This is a genomic window from Cellulomonas sp. IC4_254 (assembly GCF_011603975.1).
In the GTDB taxonomy this organism is placed as follows: Bacteria; Actinomycetota; Actinomycetes; order Actinomycetales; family Cellulomonadaceae; genus Cellulomonas.
In genome coordinates, this window is sequence record NZ_JAANNB010000081.1 from 1 (window position 1) to 15283 (window position 15283).

Here is a 15283-nt window from a genome sequence, read left to right on the forward strand (position 1 = left end):
GCCACGCCCGCCCCGCGGACCGCGCTCGTCACCGGGGCCGGCCGGGGCATCGGCCGCGGGCTCGCCCTCGGCCTGGTGCGCGCGGGCTGGGACGTCGCGCTGGCCGGCCGGACCCGCACGCACCTCGACGCCGTCGCGGAGGAGGCCCGGGCCGCGCGCCCAGGCGCACGGGTCGTGGTCGAGGCCGTCGACGTCGTGGACCGCGAGGCCGTCGCCGCGGCGGTCGCCCGGGTCGAGGAGGCGTTCGCGGACCTCGGCGGGCTGGGCCTGCTGGTCAACAACGCCGGCGTCATCGAGCGGGCGGAGGTGGACCTGGTCGCCGACGACGTCGAGGACGTGTGGCGGGTCATCGAGACCAACGTCCGCGGCCCGCTGCTGCTCGCGCACGCGGTGCTGCCCGGGATGCTGGCGCGCGGGTCGGGGCACGTCGTGAACATCAACTCCGGGTCGGGGCACCGGCCGTCCCCGGTCTACACCGGCTACGGGATCAGCAAGGGCGCGCTCGCGCGGCTCACCACGATGCTCGACGCGCAGTACGCCGACCGGGGCGTGACCGTGCTGGACGTGGCGCCCGGCGTGGTCGTCACCGACATGACCCAGGCGATGCCGCTGCACGACGAGCGCACCGAGTGGACGCCCGTCGAGGCGACGGTGGACCTGGTGGACGCGTTCGGCTCCGGACGGCTGGACGCGCTGCACGGCCGGTTCGTGCGCGCGGGCACGGACACCCCGGAGGACCTGGCGGCGCTGGCGGACCGCATCGTGGCCGCGGACGCGCGCACGCTGCGCCTGGCCCCGTACGGCGCGGACGACCCGGTCGCCTGACCGCCCCGGGTCAGAGGGCCGGGGAGTCCAGGCGGGCCGGGACGTGCGCGGCCTCGCCCGACCGCCGCAGGGCGTCGCGCAGCCGCTCGGCCGCCGCGTCGAGCTGCTCGGCCGGCAGGTCGTGCCGGGCGTTCGCGAAGCTCAGCTCGCCCTCGCCCCAGGCGGGCAGCACGTGCAGGTGCAGGTGCGGCACCTCGAACCCGGCGACCAGCAGCGCGGCGCGCGGCGCGTCCCATGCGGCCTGCTGGGCGCGCCCGATCCGCTTCGCGACGACGGCGAGGTGCGCGAGCAGGTCGTCGTCTGCCTCGGTGAACGACGCCACCTCGGCGCGCGGCACCACCAGGACGTGGCCGTCGGTGATCGGGGCGATGGTGCCGAACGCCACCGCGCGGTCGTCGGCCCAGACGAACCGGCCGGGGATCTCGCCGTCGATGATGCGGGTGAACAGGGTCGTCATGCGGCCCACCGTAGCGAGGCGGCCCGCGCGCGGCCTCAGGCGGCCAGCTTCTCCTGCAGCGCCAGCACCGTCCGCCAGTTCCGCGCCGTGCCGGTGCGGCCGGACATCCGGTCGAGCACCCCGGCGGTGACCTTCGACCGGCCGATGCCGTCGGGGTAGTGCACGTACCCCTCGCTGCCGCGCCAGGTGCCGCGCTCGCGGCCGTACCCGGACAGGTCCATCCGTCCGTCGGCCTGCGCGGGGCCGTCGAGGAACACCACGACCAGGTGCGCCGGGTCGGTGGCCGCCGGGCCGGGGTAGGGGTTCGCGGTCACGAGGTCGTCGACCTGCGCCCGGGTGCGGACGGTCAGCGCGAGCGGGCGCCCGAGCCGCTCGCGCAGGTCGGCGGTCAGCGTCGCGGCGAACCCCGCCGCGTCGCCGGGGGAGCCCGGGCCCGGGACGAGCAGCAGGTTGCCGGTCGTCAGGTGCGTGGCGACGTCGCCGTGCCCGAGGTCGGCCGCGGCGGCGCGCAGGTCGGCCATGGGCAGCGCCGAGGTGCCGCCCACGTTCACGGCGCGCAGCAGCACGAGCACCCGCTCGCCGGGCGGGACGGGGGTGGGGTCGGCGGTCGCCATGCCCCCACTCTGCCCGCCCGCCGGCGTCAGAGGTAGCGCAGCGGGTCGAACTCGTCGAGCGGGATGATCCGCAGCCGCGGCAGCGTCACGTTGAACGCCTTGACGTCGGTCTCCAGGTCGAACGCCTGCAGCCCGCGGTCGGCGAGGTGGCTCAGCGCGGTGCTGGTGAACTCGCGGAACGCCAGCAGGCCGACGCGGCGGTCGCCGCCGAGCAGCGCCTCGATCTCGGGCGCGAAGTCGCCGTCGTGCGAGGCGAGCAGGACGTCGCCCTGCCGGTCGGCCAGCGCCTCGAGGGTGCGCTTGATGCCGATGTCGACGACCTTGCCCTCGCCGGCGAGCGGGATCGGCTGGTAGCCGATCGCGAGCAGCGCCTGCACGAACGACATCGGCAGCGTGCCGCTGGTGGCGTTGAGGAAGAACAGGCCCCGCGGCTGCTGGCCCCAGGTGCGGTGCGCGAACTCCAGCACGCGCTCCCAGCGGGGGCGCTGCTCCGGGGTCGGGCGGCCGTTGAGGATCGAGGAGCCGAGGGTCGCGTCGATGTTCTCGCCGTCGACCAGCACGTACGTCGAGCGGACGCCGTCGTTCTGCATCGGGCCAGCGTAACCGCGCGACCCGGCTGCCGGACCGGGAACAGGGCCGCGCCATCTGCGGTTGGGTGGAGTACATGCGAACGCATGGACCGGCGGACGGAGCGACGATGACGGTGCGGGGCACGGTGCACGACCCGGTGCACGGCACGACGGGCGTGGCGGGGATGGCGTCCGACGCGCCGGCGGTGGACGTGCGGGCCGCGGCCGTGGCCTGGGAGGAGCTGTTCCGCGCGCAGGTCGCGATCATGCGCCGGCTGCAGCGGGACCCCATCTGGGACCGGGTGTCGCTGCGTGAGTACGACGTGCTGTTCACGCTGTCCCGCGCGCCCCGGGGCCTGCGGCTGCGGGACCTCGGAGAGTCGAGCCTGCTCAGCCAGCCCAGCCTGAGCCGGATGGTCGAGCGGCTCGAGGAGGCCGGCTGGGTGCGCCGGGAGCCCGCCGCCGGAGACGGGCGCGGCGTGGTCGTCGGGCTGACCGCCGCCGGCGCGGCGCTGCAGAAGGAGGTCGGCCGGCGGCACGTGCAGGCGATCGCGCACTACGTCGGCGGTGCCCTGAACGCGGAGCGGCTGGCGGCGCTGACCGACGTGGCGGGCGCGCTCCGGGCCGCGCAGCCGGGCATCCCGGACCTCGACCGCGACGGCGACGGCGCAGGTCACGCACCCGCTGCGGGCTCCTCCTGACCGGGGGACGCACGCCGGGCCCCGGCAGGCGCAGGGACCTCCGGCCCACGACGGGGCCCGGACCGCGACGGACGATGGATGTCGGCGGTCCCGGGCCGGGAGGGGGCCGGGCACGACCGCCACGAGCGAGCCGCTGGAGGGCAGAGCGATGAACGTCCTGGTGACGGTGGCCTCGCGCCACGGTGCCACCGCGGAGATCGGCTCCGCCGTCGCGGAGGTGTTGCGGGCCGACGGGCACGTGGTGGACGAGGCCGCGCCGGAGGACGTCGCGGACCTCGACGGGTACGACGCGGTCGTGCTCGGGTCGGCGGTGTACACCGCGCACTGGATGCCCGCCGCGCGCGACCTCGCGGCGCGCCTGGCGCCGGAGCTGCGGCAGCGGCACGTCTGGGTGTTCTCCTCGGGGCTCGCCACGCAGCCCGCCGCGCGGGCGAACAGCCCGCACGAGCTGCTGGCGCTCATGCAGGACGTCGGCGCGCTCGGGCACCGGGCGTTCGCCGGGCGGCTGCTGCGCAGCGAGCTCGCGTTCGCGGAGCGGGCGATCATCGCCGGGGCGCGCGCCAAGGAGGGCGACCACCGGGACTTCGACGCGGTGCGTGCCTGGGCCGCGGAGGTGGCCGCGCAGCTGCGCGCGCTCACCCCGCACGCCGCCGCCAGCGCCTGACGGCCCGCGCTACCTGACGGCCCGCCGCAGCGCGGTGCAAGCCGCTTGCGTGATCACGTCGTAGGCTTGCGCCCATGGCTGGACGGCTGGCGGAGGTCGCGCAGAAGGTCGGGGTGTCCGAGGCGACGGTGAGCCGCGTGCTCAACGGCCGGTCCGGGGTCTCCGAGCAGACGCGCCAGGCGGTGCTGACCGCGCTGGACGTGCTCGGCTACGAGCGGCCGACCAAGCTGCGCGGCGAGCGCGCCCGGCTGGTCGGCCTCGTGCTGCCCGAGCTGCAGAACCCGATCTTCCCGGCGTTCGCCGAGGTGGTGGGCGGGGCGCTGGCCCAGCAGGGCTACACGCCCGTGCTCTGCACCCAGACCGCGGGCGGCGTCTCGGAGGCCGACTACGTCGACCTGCTGCTCACCCAGCAGGTGTCGGGCATCGTGTTCGCCGGCGGCAACTTCGCCCAGCGCGGCGCGGACCACGACCACTACGCCCTGCTCGCGGACCGCGGGCTGCCCGTCGTGCTCATCAACGCCTCGATAGAGGAGCTGCCGTTCCCGCGGGTGTCCTGCGACGACGAGGTCGCCGTCGAGCAGGCCGTCGGCCACCTGGCGTCGCTCGGCCACACCCGGATCGGGCTGGTGCTCGGCCCCGTCGACCACGTCCCGTCGGAGCGCAAGCTGCACGCGGCGCGCGCCGCTGCGGCCCGGCTCGGCGTCGAGCTCGCCGACGACGCCGTCGCGCGCAGCGCCTACTCGCTGGAGAGCGGCCAGGCCGCCGCGACCCGGCTGCTGCGCCAGGGGCTGACGGGGCTGGTGTGCGCGAGCGACCCGCTGGCCCTCGGTGCGATCCGGGCGGCGCGCCGCGCCGGGCTGCGGGTGCCCGAGGACGTCTCGGTGGTCGGGTACGACGACTCGCTGTTCATGAACTGCACCGAGCCGCCGCTGACCACGGTGCGGCAGCCGATCGAGCCGATGGGGCGGGCGGCCATCGACCTGCTCGTCGGGCTGATCGGCGGGCACCCGGTGTCGACGGACGAGCTCCTCTTCGAGCCGGAGCTCGTCGTCCGCGGCAGCACCGCCCCGGCGCCCGCGGCCTGACCGCCCGGCGGCCGGCGCCCGACCTCGCCCCACGTGACGCGGCCTGCCCGGCCGGGCGGTCGCCAGTCCGCCCCCGGTCCGCCGCGTTCGGCCCCTGCCGCCGAGTTCGGTGCCCGCTGACACCGAACTCGGCCACGACCACCGAACCCGGCGCGCCGCCCGTTTCGCGCCCTCCCGCGCCCCCAGCCAGCCGTGCGGGGCGCCGCACCGGCCGCCGGTCGCGTTTCGGTAACGGTGCTGTCGAGTTCCTGCGCATTGGCGGTCGTCGGATTTAGTGTCCCTGCTACGCGGTCACCGACGACCGCGGATCGGCCGAGAGCAGAGGCACGCCGTGGTGCATCCCCCGAGCGACGACCCCACCTGGTGGCGGGACGCCGTGATCTACGAGGTCTACGTCCGCTCGTTCGCGGACGGCGACGGCGACGGCACCGGCGACCTCGCGGGCGTCCGGAGCCGGCTGCCGTACCTGCGGGACCTCGGCGTCGACGCGCTGTGGTTCACGCCCTGGTACGCGTCGCCGATGGCGGACGGCGGCTACGACGTCGCCGACTACCGCGCGATCGACCCGGCGTTCGGCACGCTCGCCGAGGCGGAGGCCCTGATCGCCGAGGCCCTCGCGCTGGGCATCCGCACGATCGTCGACGTGGTGCCCAACCACGTCTCGGAGCAGCACCCGTGGTTCCGCGCGGCGCTCGCCGCCGGTCCGGGCTCCCCGGAGCGCGAGCGGTTCTGGTTCCACCCGGGCACCGGCCCGGACGGCGCGGGGATCCCGACGCACTGGGAGTCGAGCTTCGGCGGCGAGACCTGGACCCGGACCACCGACCCGGACGGCACGCCGGGGGAGTGGTACCTGCACCTGTTCACCGCGCAGCAGCCCGACCTCAACTGGACGCACCCGGACGTCTGGGCGGAGCACGAGGACGTGCTGCGGTTCTGGTTCGACCGCGGCGTCGCGGGCATCCGGATCGACTCGGCCGCGCTGCTGGTCAAGGACCCGGCGCTGCCGGAGCTCCCGGCCCCGGGGACCAGCCCGGCCCCCGGCGGGCACCCGCACCTCGACCGCGACGAGCTGCACGACGTCTACCGCGCCTGGCGCAAGGTCGCCGACTCCTACCCCGGGACGCGGGTGCTGGTCGGGGAGGTGTGGCTGGACGACGCCGAGCGGTTCGCCGCGTACCTGCGCCCGGACGAGATGCACACCGCGTTCAACTTCGACGTGATGGCCCAGCCGTGGGACGCGGCCGCGCTCCGGGCGTCGGTCGACCGCACGCTCGCCTCCCACCGGCAGGTCGGCGCGCCGGCCACCTGGGTGCTGTCGAACCACGACGTCACGCGCCCGGTGACCCGGTACGGGCGGGCGGACTCGTCGTTCTCCTTCGCCGCGAAGCGCGCCGGCACGCCGACCGACCTCGACCTCGGCACCCGGCGGGCCCGGGCGGCCGCGCTGCTCACCGCCGCGCTGCCCGGGTCGCTGTACCTCTACCAGGGGGACGAGCTCGGTCTTCCGGAGGTCGAGGACCTGCCGCCCGAGGCGGTGCAGGACCCGATGCACGAGCGCTCCGGCGGCGTCGACCCCGGGCGGGACGGCTGCCGGGTGCCGCTGCCGTGGTCGGGCGACCGGCCGCCGTACGGCTTCTCGGCGACCCCGGCGGACGGCACCGCGGCGCCCCCGTGGCTCCCGCAGCCCGCCGACTGGGCGCCGCGCACCGTCGCCGCCCAGGAGGCCGACCCCGGCTCGATGCTCCGGCTCTACCGCGACGCGCTCGCGCTGCGCCGCGCGGAGCCCGGCCTCGGCGGCGGCGACCTGCGCTGGCTCGACGCCGGCCCCGGCGCCCTGGCCTTCGCCCGCGGCGACGTGCTCTGCGTCGTCAACCTGTCCGACCGCCCGATCGCCCTGCCGCCGCACCGCGGCGTGCTGCTGGCCAGCGGTCCCACCGACGGCACCGCGCTCGACCCCGACACCGCGGCCTGGCTCCGCGCCGCCTGACCACCACCCACCACCCACCGCACCACCCGACCCGAGGAGTGACGATGAGGTCCTCACGCACGACGGCGCTCGCCCTGACCGGCGCGCTGTCCTTCACCCTGCTCGCCGCGTGCAGCAGCGGCTCCGACGACGCCGGCGAGGGCGACGGCACGTCGGGCGGCAAGACCGTCCTGCGCGTCGTGTCCCTGCTGCCCGGCTCGGAGCAGGAGGCGTTCGACGCCTTCGACGAGCAGGTCGCCCAGTTCGAGGAGGCGAACCCGGACATCGACGTGCAGCCCGAGGAGTACGAGTGGAAGGCGACGACGTTCGCCGCCCAGCTCGCCGGCGGCACGCTGCCCGACGTGTTCGAGATCCCGTTCACCGACGGCAAGACGCTGATCGAGAACGGCCAGCTCGCGGACATCGACGCCCAGTTCCAGGCGCTGCCCTACGCCGACGACTTCAACCCGAACGTCCTGCAGGCCGGCACCGGCGCCGATGGCAAGGTGTACGCGATCCCGGCGAAGTCGGTCTACGGCATCGGGCTGCACTACAACCGCGCGCTGTTCGAGCAGGCGGGCCTCGACCCCGACGACCCGCCGACCACCTGGGACGAGGTGCGCGCGGACGCCAAGGCGATCGCCGACGCGACCGGCCAGGCCGGCTACGCCACGATGACGCAGAACAACACCGGCGGCTGGCAGCTCACCGTCGCCACCTACGCGCGCGGCGGCCGGGTCCAGACCACGGACGACGACGGCACCTACACGGCGACGCTCGACAACGACGGGACCAAGGAGGCCCTGGAGTACCTGCACGACCTGCGCTGGGAGGACAACTCCATGGGCGCGAACTTCCTGCTGGACTGGTCGTCGATCAACCAGGCGTTCGCGGCGGGCCAGGTCGGCATGTACACCTCGGGCTCGGACGTCTACACCTCGCTGGTGCAGACCAACGCGATCAACCCCGACGACTACGGCCTGACCGCCGTGCCGCTCGAGGGCGACGACGCGGGCGTGCTCGGCGGCGGGACGCTCGCCGCGGTCAGCACCTCGGCCTCCGAGGCGCAGAAGGAGGCCGCCGTGAAGTGGATCGACTTCTACTACCTGCGCAAGCTCACCGACCAGGACGCCGCGGTCAAGGACGCCGAGACGCTGGTGGCGTCGGACCAGCCGGTCGGCACCCCCGTGCTGCCGATCTTCAGCCAGGAGCAGTACGACGAGTCGCAGCAGTGGATCGCCGACCTGGTGAACGTGCCGCTGGACCAGATGACCGGGTTCACCGACGTCATCTTCGACCAGCCCCTGGTCCCGGAGCCGGCCGGCTCGACGCAGGAGCTGTACGGCGCGCTGGACACGGTCGTCCAGGCGGTGCTGACGGACGAGGACGCCGACATCGACGCGCTGCTGGAGCAGGCGGACGCGGACGTGCAGGCGATCCTCGACAAGAACGCGGGCTGACGTGGCCCTGACCCACGACGCCCGTGCGGCTCGTCCGCGGCGGACCCCGGTCACCTGGGTCCGCCGCGGCGGGCTGAGCACGCTCGTCTTCGCGATGCCCCTGCTGGTGGTGTTCGGGCTGTTCTCCTGGCTGCCGATCGGCAGGGCCGTCGTCATGAGCCTGCAGGAGACCAACCTGGTCACCACCGCCTGGGTCGGCCTCGACAACTTCCGGACGGTGCTCGCCGACCCGCTGCTCGCGACGGCCGTCGGCAACACGCTCTGGTTCGCCGCCCTCGCCCTGCTGCTCGGCTACCCCGTGCCGCTGCTCGCCGCGGTGCTGATGAGCGAGGTCCGCCGGGCCAAGGGGCTGTACAGCGCGCTGGCGTACCTGCCCGTGGTGGTGCCGCCCGTCGTCGCCGTGCTGCTGTGGAAGTTCTTCTTCGACGCGCGGCCCGAGGGCGTGTTCAACACGATGCTCGGCTGGGTCGGCGTCGGGCCGGTGCCGTGGCTGCAGGACGCGGGCTGGGCGATGCCGTCGCTGGTGCTGGAGGCCACCTGGGCCGGGGCCGGCGGCACGATCATCATCTACCTGGCCGCGCTCACCTCGGTGCCGGGTGAGCTGTACGACGCCGCCGAGGTCGACGGGGCGTCGGTGTGGCGCAAGGTGTGGCACGTGACGATGCCGCAGCTGCGCGGCGTCCTGCTGATCACCTTCATCCTGCAGATCATCGGGACCGCGCAGGTGTTCCTCGAGCCGTACCTGTTCACCGACGGCGGCCCGGCCAACGCGACGATCACGGTGCTGCTGCTCGTCTACCGCTACGCGTTCGGGCAGAGCCTCGGCGGCGACTACGGGGCGGCGACCGCGCTGAGCCTCATGCTCGCCGCGGTGCTGGCCGTGCTGTCCGTCGTGTACTTCCGCCTCACCCGGTCCTGGAGCCAGGCATGACGACCTCGACGACGCCGGCCGGTCCGGCGCACGCCACCCCGGCCACCGCCGCGCTGCCCGTCCCGGGGGCGACCGCGGTGGCCGGCGACCCGGGGGCGCGCCGTCGGGGCCGCCCCGGACTCCGGCGCACCCGCCCCGACGAGGCCGACCGCGGTGCCCTGTCGCCCGCCGACTGGCGCCGCCCGGTGGTCCGCCGGTCGATGCGGCTGTCCCACGGGGTGCTGCTCGCGCTGCTGGTGCTCTGCGGGCTGGGCCCGCTGGTGCTGCTGGCGAAGTTCGCGGTGACCCCGACGCAGGACATCCTGCGCACGCCGCTCGCGGTGTTCCCGAACGGCGTCGCGTGGGACAACCTGTCGGCGGCGTGGAACGACGTGCAGGTCAGCCGGTACTTCCTCAACACCGTCGTGCTGGCGGCGGGCGCGTGGGCCAGCCAGATCCTGGTCGCCACCACCGGCGGCTACCTGCTGTCGGTGCTCCGGCCGCGGTACGCGAAGGTCGTGCAGGCGGCGGTGCTCGCGACCCTGTTCGTGCCCGCGGTCGTGCTGCTCGTCCCGCTGTACCTGGTGATCCTCGACCCGCCGCTGCTGGGCCGGTCGCTGATGAACTCGTACTGGGCGGTGTGGCTGCCGGCCGGGGCCAGCGCGTTCAACGTGCTGCTCGTGCAGCGGTTCTTCGACAGCCTGCCCCGGGAGGTGTTCGAGGCCGCGCGGGTCGACGGCGCGGGGCCGTTCCGGCTGTTCCGGTCGATCGTGCTGCCGATGAGCCGGCCGATCCTCGGCGTGGTGTCGGTGTTCGCGGTCATCGCGTCCTGGAAGGACTTCCTGTGGCCGCTGCTGGTGCTGCGGGACCCGGACATCCAGCCGCTGTCGGTGCGGCTGCCGTCGCTCCAGGCCACCACCGACCTCGGGGTGCTCATGGCGGCGCTCGCGATCTCGACGCTGATCCCCGTCCTGCTGTTCCTGGTGTTCCAGCGGCTGTTCCTGCGCGGCGCCGGCCTCGGCGGGGCCGTCAAGGGGTGATCTGACGCGCCGTCGTATCAAGATCACGCCCCGGCGGCCGGGCTCCCGGCGGGCGTGCCGGGAGCCCGATGGGATGATGAGGCGGTGTCTTCCCCCACCGTGACGGCGTCGTCGCTCGCCCCGTACGACGCCCTGCTCCTGCTCTCGTTCGGCGGCCCGGAGAAGCCCGAGGACGTCCTGCCGTTCATGCGCAACGTGACCCGCGGCAAGGGCATCCCCGAGGAGCGCCTGGTCGAGGTCAGCCAGCACTACGCGCTGTTCGGCGGCCGCAGCCCGATCAACGACCAGAACCGCGAGCTGCTCGCGGCCCTGCGCGCCGAGCTCGACGCGCGCGGCATCGACACCCCGCTGGTGTGGGGCAACCGCAACTGGGAGCCGTACACCGACGGCGCCCTGACGGACCTGCGCGCGAGCGGCGCGTCCCGGGTGCTCGCCATCGTGACCAGCGCCTACGGGTCGTACTCCGGCTGCCGGCAGTACCGCGAGCACGTCGCCGCGGCGCTCGCGGGCGTCGCGGGGGAGCCCGAGGGCTGCGCCGACGCCGAGTCCGCCGCGGGCGTGCAGGTCGACAAGCTGCGGCACTACTTCAACCACCCCGGCTTCGTGCGGGCCAACGCGGACGCGGTCGTCGAGGCGTTCACCGACCTCGCCACGCGGGTCGGCCGCCCGGTCGCCGACGTCGTCGCCGAGGCGCCGCTGCTGTTCGTCACGCACTCGATCCCGCTCGCGATGGAGGCGGGCTCCGCCGCCGCCCGCCCCGGCTACGTCGCCCAGCACCAGGACGCCTGCCGCGAGGTCGTGCAGCTCGCCGCCGCGGACCTCGGGGTGTCGCCGGACTGGACCCTGGCGTTCTGCTCGCGGTCCGGCCCGCCGTCGCAGCCGTGGCTGGAGCCCGACATCAACGACGTGCTCGCCGAGCGCGCCGCCGCCGGCACCACTGCCGTCGTCATGTCGCCGATCGGCTTCGTGTCCGACCACATGGAGGTCGCGTACGACCTCGACACCGAGGCGATGGCCACCGCGAAGGACCTGGGCGTCACCGCGGTGCGCGCGGGCTCGGCGTCCACCCGGGCGCCGTTCGTCGCGGGCCTGGTCGACCTGGTGCTGGAGCGCGCCGCCGCCGAGCGCGGCGAGGACCCGGAGCGGACCACCGTCGGCGTGCTCGGCGCCTGGCCCGACCGGTGCGCCGTCGGCTGCTGCTTCCAGCGCGCCGGCGTCGACACCGGCCTGCCCACCATCAACCAGCAGCGAGCGGACGACACCCCCGAGGGAGCAGCAGCACGATGAGCAGCACGACGCCGGCCGGCGAGCACAGCACCGAGACCGCCGACGAGATCAACGCCTCGATCCGGTACGCGATGTACGCGGTGTTCGAGACCACCGAGCCGCTGCCGGCGGACGACGCCGAGCGCAAGCGCTACGTCGAGGACGCGCTCGGGGCGCTGACCGGCCCGGACGCCCCCGAGGGCCTGGTCGTCCGCGGCTGGTACGACGTCGCCGGCCTGCGTGCAGACGCCGACCTCATGGTCTGGTGGTGGGCCCCGACGATCGAGGCCGTGCAGGAGGCGTTCCACCGGCTGCGCGCCAGCGAGCTCGGCGCCCACCTGCTACCCGTGTGGTCCGTCGCCGCGATGCACCGCCCGGCCGAGTTCAACCGCGGGCACGTCCCGGCGTTCCTGGCCGGCGAGGAGCCGCGGGACTACCTCTGCGTGTACCCGTTCGTCCGGTCCTACGAGTGGTACCTGCTGTCCGACGAGGAGCGCCGCGAGCTGCTCCGTGAGCACGGCCACGCCGCCCGCGACTACGCCGACGTCCGGGCCAACACGCTGTCGTCGTTCGCGCTCGGCGACTACGAGTGGATCCTCGGCTTCGAGGCGGACGAGCTGCACCGCATCGTCGACCTCATGCGCGACCTGCGCGCCACCGGTGCCCGCCGGCACGTGCGCGAGGAGGTGCCGTTCTACACCGGCCCGCGCGTCGAGCTCGCGGAGTGGGCGGAGCGGCAGCCGCGCGCCTGAGCGCGCGCGTCCGCTAGACGGACTCCTCGGCGGGGGCGGGCAGCAGGCGGCTGACCCGCCCCTCGCCGTCGGTGAGCACGAGCGCGCCGTCGCGCACGGACGCGCGGACGGGGTGGGCGAGCAGGTCGAGGACCGCGCGCTCGCGCGCCATGTGCTCCGGGGTGCCTGCCATGAGCGTGGTGACCATCGGCCCGAACGTGAGCGTGCCGGTGCTGGGTGCGGGGGCGTCGTCGGCGTCGGGTCCGTCCGCGCGGGTGACGTCGGCGTCGCGGTCGAAGGACCAGGTGCCGCGCAGCCGGTTCACGCCGCCGGTGCCGTAGACCTGGCCGTCGCCGGAGAACGTCAGCGCCGGGTGCGCCCGCTCCGGACCGTCGTCGAGCGGCACGCCCGCGACCTCGGTGAACCGCCACGTGCGCCCGACGACCTCGTCCATGCGCCGATCCTGCCACCGCCGAGCGCGCGTGGCGCGCCTCGTCCCCACCTGATCGTCGCGCCGCACCCCGATCAGCCGGGTGGCGGCGCGACGATGTGGTGGGGTCCCGGGGTAGCGCGGGGCCGGGGTCCCGGGACGCCCGACCTCACCAGGCGGCGGCCAGGGCCTCCAGGGTGGCGATCCGGTCGGCGACGTCGTGGGTCGTGGCCGTGACGATCAGCTCGTCCGCGCCGGTGCGCTCGACCAGCTCGCGCAGCGCAGCGGCCGCGGGCTCGGCCGTGGTCGCGATCTGCGTGCCGGCCACCTTCGCGAAGAACTCCGCGGCCTGCACCGGGTCGAGGTCCGCGAGCAGCGTCGCGGCGTCCTCCGGGGTCTCGATCGGCGCCAGGGCGCCGCGGCTCCGCAGCCGCAGGGCCATGACCTTCGACGGCCCCGCCAGCCACTGCGCGCGCTCCTCGGACTCGGCGACGATCACCGACGCCGACACCATGAGGTGCGGTGCGTCCAGGACCTCCGACGGCCGGAACGCGGACCGGTACACCTCGGCGGCGGTGGTCGTGATGCCGGTGCCGAAGTGGTGCGCGTACGAGAACGGCAGGCCGAGCTCGCCCGCCAGCTGCGCGCTGAACGTCGACGACCCCAGCAGCCACACCTCGGGCGTCCCGGCCGGCACCGGGGTGGCGCGCAGCCGCTGCGCGACGGCCGACGCGGCGCGCCCCGCGGGCAGCTGGCCGAGCAGGTGCAGCACGTCCAGCAGCTCGGCCGGGAAGTCCTCCGCACCCAGGCCCTCGACGGTGCGGCGCAGCGCGGCGGCGGTCATCGGGTCGGCGCCCGGCGCGCGGCCGATGCCGAGGTCGACGCGCCCCGGGTGCAGGGCCTCGAGCATCGCGAACTGCTCGGCGATCACCAGCGGCGGGTGGTTCGGCAGCATCACGCCGCCGGAGCCGAGCCGGATCCGCTCGGTCGACGCGGCCAGGTGCGCGAGCAGCACGCCGGGGGAGGTGGACGCGACCGCGGGCATGCTGTGGTGCTCGGCGACCCAGAACCGGCGGTACCCGAGCGCGTCGGCGCGCCGGGCCAGGGCGGTGGAGTCGGCGAGCGCGTCGGCGCTCGTGGCGCCCGTCCCGACGGGGGACAGGTCCAGCACGGACAGGGGGACCTCAGGGCGGACGACGGGCTGGTGCGCGCGGGCGGCGTCGGGGGTGCTCACCTCAGGGGCAACGCGGCCGGCGCCCGGGGGCTTCCCGGGGCCGGCCGCGTCCCGCGTCACACGCGCGGCGGTGCGCCCATCAGGGGTACAGCCCCCGGAGCTGGTGCGCCTCGGCCACCCGCCGCACGCCGATCACCAGCGCCGCGTCCCGCAGCGTGATGCCGTCGGCCCGCGCCCGCTGCGCCACGGCGGCGTACGCCGACCGCATCCGCTGCTCGAGCCGGTCCTCGATCTCCCGCTCGGTCCACCAGTAGGCCTGCTGGGCCTGCACCCACTCGAAGTACGACACGACCACGCCGCCGGCGTTCGCCAGGATGTCCGGCACGACGGTGATGCCACGGTCGGCGAGCACCCGGTCGCCCGCGCTGGTGGTCGGGCCGTTCGCGCCCTCGACCACCCAGCGGGCCTTCACCGCGGCGGCCGCGTCCTCGTCCAGCACGTCCTCGGTCGCGGCCGGGATCAGCACGTCGACGTCAAGGGCGAGCAGCTCGGCGTTGGTCAGCGGGTCCGCGCCGGGGTACCCGACCACGGACCCGGTCTCGGCCACGTGCGTGAGCAGTGCCGCGACGTCCAGGCCGCCGGGCGCGTGCACGCCGCCGTACTGGTCGCTCACCGCGACGACCCGCGCCCCGCCCTCGGCCAGGAACCGCGCCGCGTGCGAGCCGACCTTGCCGAAGCCCTGCACGGCGGCCGTCACCTCGGACAGCCCGGTGCCGGCGTCGGCGAGCGCGGCGGCGGTGGCGTGCACGACGCCCCGGGAGGTGGCCGTCGCCCGGCCCAGGGAGCCGCCGACCGCGATCGGCTTGCCGGTGACGACGGCGGGGATCGTGTACCCGGAGTTGACCGAGTACGTGTCCATCACCCAGCTCATCGTCTGCTCGGTGGTGCCGACGTCGGGCGCCATGATGTCCCGCTCCGGCCCGATGATCGGCATGACCTCGGAGGTGTACCGCCGGGTCACGCGCTCGAGCTCGGCGGGGGAGTAGCCGCGCGGGTCGATGGCGACGCCGCCCTTCGCGCCGCCGTACGGCAGGTCGACGACGGCGCACTTCCAGGTCATCCACATCGCGAGCGCCCGGACCTCGTCGATGTCCACGCCGGGGGCGTACCGCAGGCCGCCCTTGCCGGGGCCGCGGGAGATGTTGTGCTGCACCCGGTAGCCGGACAGCAGCTCGATGCGGCCGTCGTCGCGGCGCAGCGGCACGGCGACGTGCAGCTCCCGGCGCGGGGTGGCGAGCATCTGGTGCAGGCCGTCGTCGTAGCCGAGCAGCTCGACGGCCGACGACAGCTGCGCGAGCGCGGTCGTCAGGGGGGAGGAGGTGCGCGGGGCG

General features: G+C 75.2%; 16 protein-coding genes. 10 read left to right on the plus strand and 6 right to left on the minus strand.

Annotated features, from left to right (window positions below; genetic code table 11):
• Positions 1-825: SDR family oxidoreductase (locus G6556_RS09800; protein ID WP_205693274.1), on the plus strand; the 825-nt coding region annotated here is incomplete at its 5' end.
• Between the two features lie 10 nt (positions 826-835).
• Here G6556_RS09800 and G6556_RS09805 read toward each other — a convergent pair.
• From G6556_RS09805 to G6556_RS09815, 3 genes are read right to left on the minus strand one after another with little or no spacing between them, the layout of a single operon-like run.
• Entirely contained in the window at positions 836-1282 is a 447-nt protein-coding gene (locus tag G6556_RS09805) for an HIT family protein (protein ID WP_166940812.1), read from the minus strand.
• A 35-nt stretch (positions 1283-1317) separates the two neighbouring features.
• A complete protein-coding gene (locus tag G6556_RS09810) occupies positions 1318-1896 on the minus strand; it encodes a DUF1697 domain-containing protein (protein WP_166940814.1) in 579 nt (192 codons plus the stop codon).
• Positions 1897-1922: 26 nt separating this feature from the next.
• Positions 1923-2486, minus strand: a complete 564-nt coding sequence (locus G6556_RS09815) for an NYN domain-containing protein (protein ID WP_166940816.1) — start codon at positions 2484-2486, stop codon at positions 1923-1925.
• 107 nt (positions 2487-2593) lie between these two features.
• Between G6556_RS09815 and G6556_RS09820 the strand changes: the two genes are divergently transcribed.
• The 9 genes from G6556_RS09820 (at position 2594) to hemQ (ending at position 12309) form a co-directional block, all read left to right on the plus strand.
• Positions 2594-3166 (plus strand): MarR family winged helix-turn-helix transcriptional regulator, encoded by a 573-nt coding sequence (locus tag G6556_RS09820; RefSeq protein WP_346774817.1) that lies wholly within the window; start codon positions 2594-2596, stop codon positions 3164-3166.
• Positions 3167-3314: 148 nt separating this feature from the next.
• Positions 3315-3830, plus strand: a complete 516-nt coding sequence (locus G6556_RS09825; protein ID WP_166940818.1) for a flavodoxin domain-containing protein — start codon at positions 3315-3317, stop codon at positions 3828-3830.
• A 74-nt stretch (positions 3831-3904) separates the two neighbouring features.
• Entirely contained in the window at positions 3905-4915 is a 1011-nt protein-coding gene (locus G6556_RS09830) for a LacI family DNA-binding transcriptional regulator (protein WP_166940820.1), read from the plus strand.
• A gap of 334 nt (positions 4916-5249) precedes the next feature.
• Positions 5250-6902: a glycoside hydrolase family 13 protein gene (locus G6556_RS09835; RefSeq protein ID WP_346774818.1), complete on the plus strand. Its 1653-nt coding sequence runs from the start codon at positions 5250-5252 to the stop codon at positions 6900-6902.
• Between the two features lie 44 nt (positions 6903-6946).
• On the plus strand, positions 6947-8341 hold the full coding sequence (locus G6556_RS09840) for an extracellular solute-binding protein (RefSeq protein ID WP_166940824.1): 1395 nt from the start codon (positions 6947-6949) through the stop codon (positions 8339-8341).
• A gap of 1 nt (position 8342) precedes the next feature.
• Entirely contained in the window at positions 8343-9272 is a 930-nt protein-coding gene (locus tag G6556_RS09845; protein WP_346774819.1) for a sugar ABC transporter permease, read from the plus strand.
• Positions 9269-10291: a carbohydrate ABC transporter permease gene (locus tag G6556_RS09850; RefSeq protein WP_166940826.1), complete on the plus strand. Its 1023-nt coding sequence runs from the start codon at positions 9269-9271 to the stop codon at positions 10289-10291. The genes G6556_RS09845 and G6556_RS09850 overlap by 4 nt, the downstream gene beginning before the upstream one ends.
• A gap of 84 nt (positions 10292-10375) precedes the next feature.
• A complete protein-coding gene (locus tag G6556_RS09855; protein WP_166940828.1) occupies positions 10376-11578 on the plus strand; it encodes a ferrochelatase in 1203 nt (400 codons plus the stop codon).
• Positions 11575-12309: a hydrogen peroxide-dependent heme synthase gene (gene hemQ / locus G6556_RS09860; protein ID WP_166940830.1), complete on the plus strand. Its 735-nt coding sequence runs from the start codon at positions 11575-11577 to the stop codon at positions 12307-12309. The genes G6556_RS09855 and hemQ overlap by 4 nt, the downstream gene beginning before the upstream one ends.
• A 13-nt stretch (positions 12310-12322) precedes the next feature.
• Here hemQ and G6556_RS09865 read toward each other — a convergent pair whose 3' ends face one another.
• The 3 genes from G6556_RS09865 to G6556_RS09875 form a co-directional block, all read right to left on the minus strand.
• Positions 12323-12742 (minus strand): META domain-containing protein, encoded by a 420-nt coding sequence (locus G6556_RS09865; protein ID WP_166940832.1) that lies wholly within the window; start codon positions 12740-12742, stop codon positions 12323-12325.
• A gap of 145 nt (positions 12743-12887) precedes the next feature.
• Positions 12888-13952, minus strand: a complete 1065-nt coding sequence (locus G6556_RS09870) for an LLM class flavin-dependent oxidoreductase (RefSeq protein WP_346774820.1) — start codon at positions 13950-13952, stop codon at positions 12888-12890.
• A gap of 79 nt (positions 13953-14031) precedes the next feature.
• A complete protein-coding gene (locus tag G6556_RS09875; RefSeq protein ID WP_166940842.1) occupies positions 14032-15261 on the minus strand; it encodes a Glu/Leu/Phe/Val dehydrogenase in 1230 nt (409 codons plus the stop codon).
• Positions 15262-15283: the final 22 nt, after the last annotated feature.

Coding starts and splice junctions, on each gene's coding strand:
- G6556_RS09865 (WP_166940832.1), bottom strand. CDS start 12,742: ATGGACGAGGTCGTCGGGCGCACGTGGCGGTTCACCGAGGTCGCGGGC.
- G6556_RS09810 (WP_166940814.1), bottom strand. CDS start 1,896: ATGGCGACCGCCGACCCCACCCCCGTCCCGCCCGGCGAGCGGGTGCTC.
- G6556_RS09850 (WP_166940826.1), top strand. CDS start 9,269: ATGACGACCTCGACGACGCCGGCCGGTCCGGCGCACGCCACCCCGGCC.
- G6556_RS09830 (WP_166940820.1), top strand. CDS start 3,905: ATGGCTGGACGGCTGGCGGAGGTCGCGCAGAAGGTCGGGGTGTCCGAG.
- G6556_RS09815 (WP_166940816.1), bottom strand. CDS start 2,486: ATGCAGAACGACGGCGTCCGCTCGACGTACGTGCTGGTCGACGGCGAG.
- hemQ (WP_166940830.1), top strand. CDS start 11,575: ATGAGCAGCACGACGCCGGCCGGCGAGCACAGCACCGAGACCGCCGAC.
- G6556_RS09840 (WP_166940824.1), top strand. CDS start 6,947: ATGAGGTCCTCACGCACGACGGCGCTCGCCCTGACCGGCGCGCTGTCC.
- G6556_RS09805 (WP_166940812.1), bottom strand. CDS start 1,282: ATGACGACCCTGTTCACCCGCATCATCGACGGCGAGATCCCCGGCCGG.
- G6556_RS09820 (WP_346774817.1), top strand. CDS start 2,594: ATGACGGTGCGGGGCACGGTGCACGACCCGGTGCACGGCACGACGGGC.
- G6556_RS09825 (WP_166940818.1), top strand. CDS start 3,315: ATGAACGTCCTGGTGACGGTGGCCTCGCGCCACGGTGCCACCGCGGAG.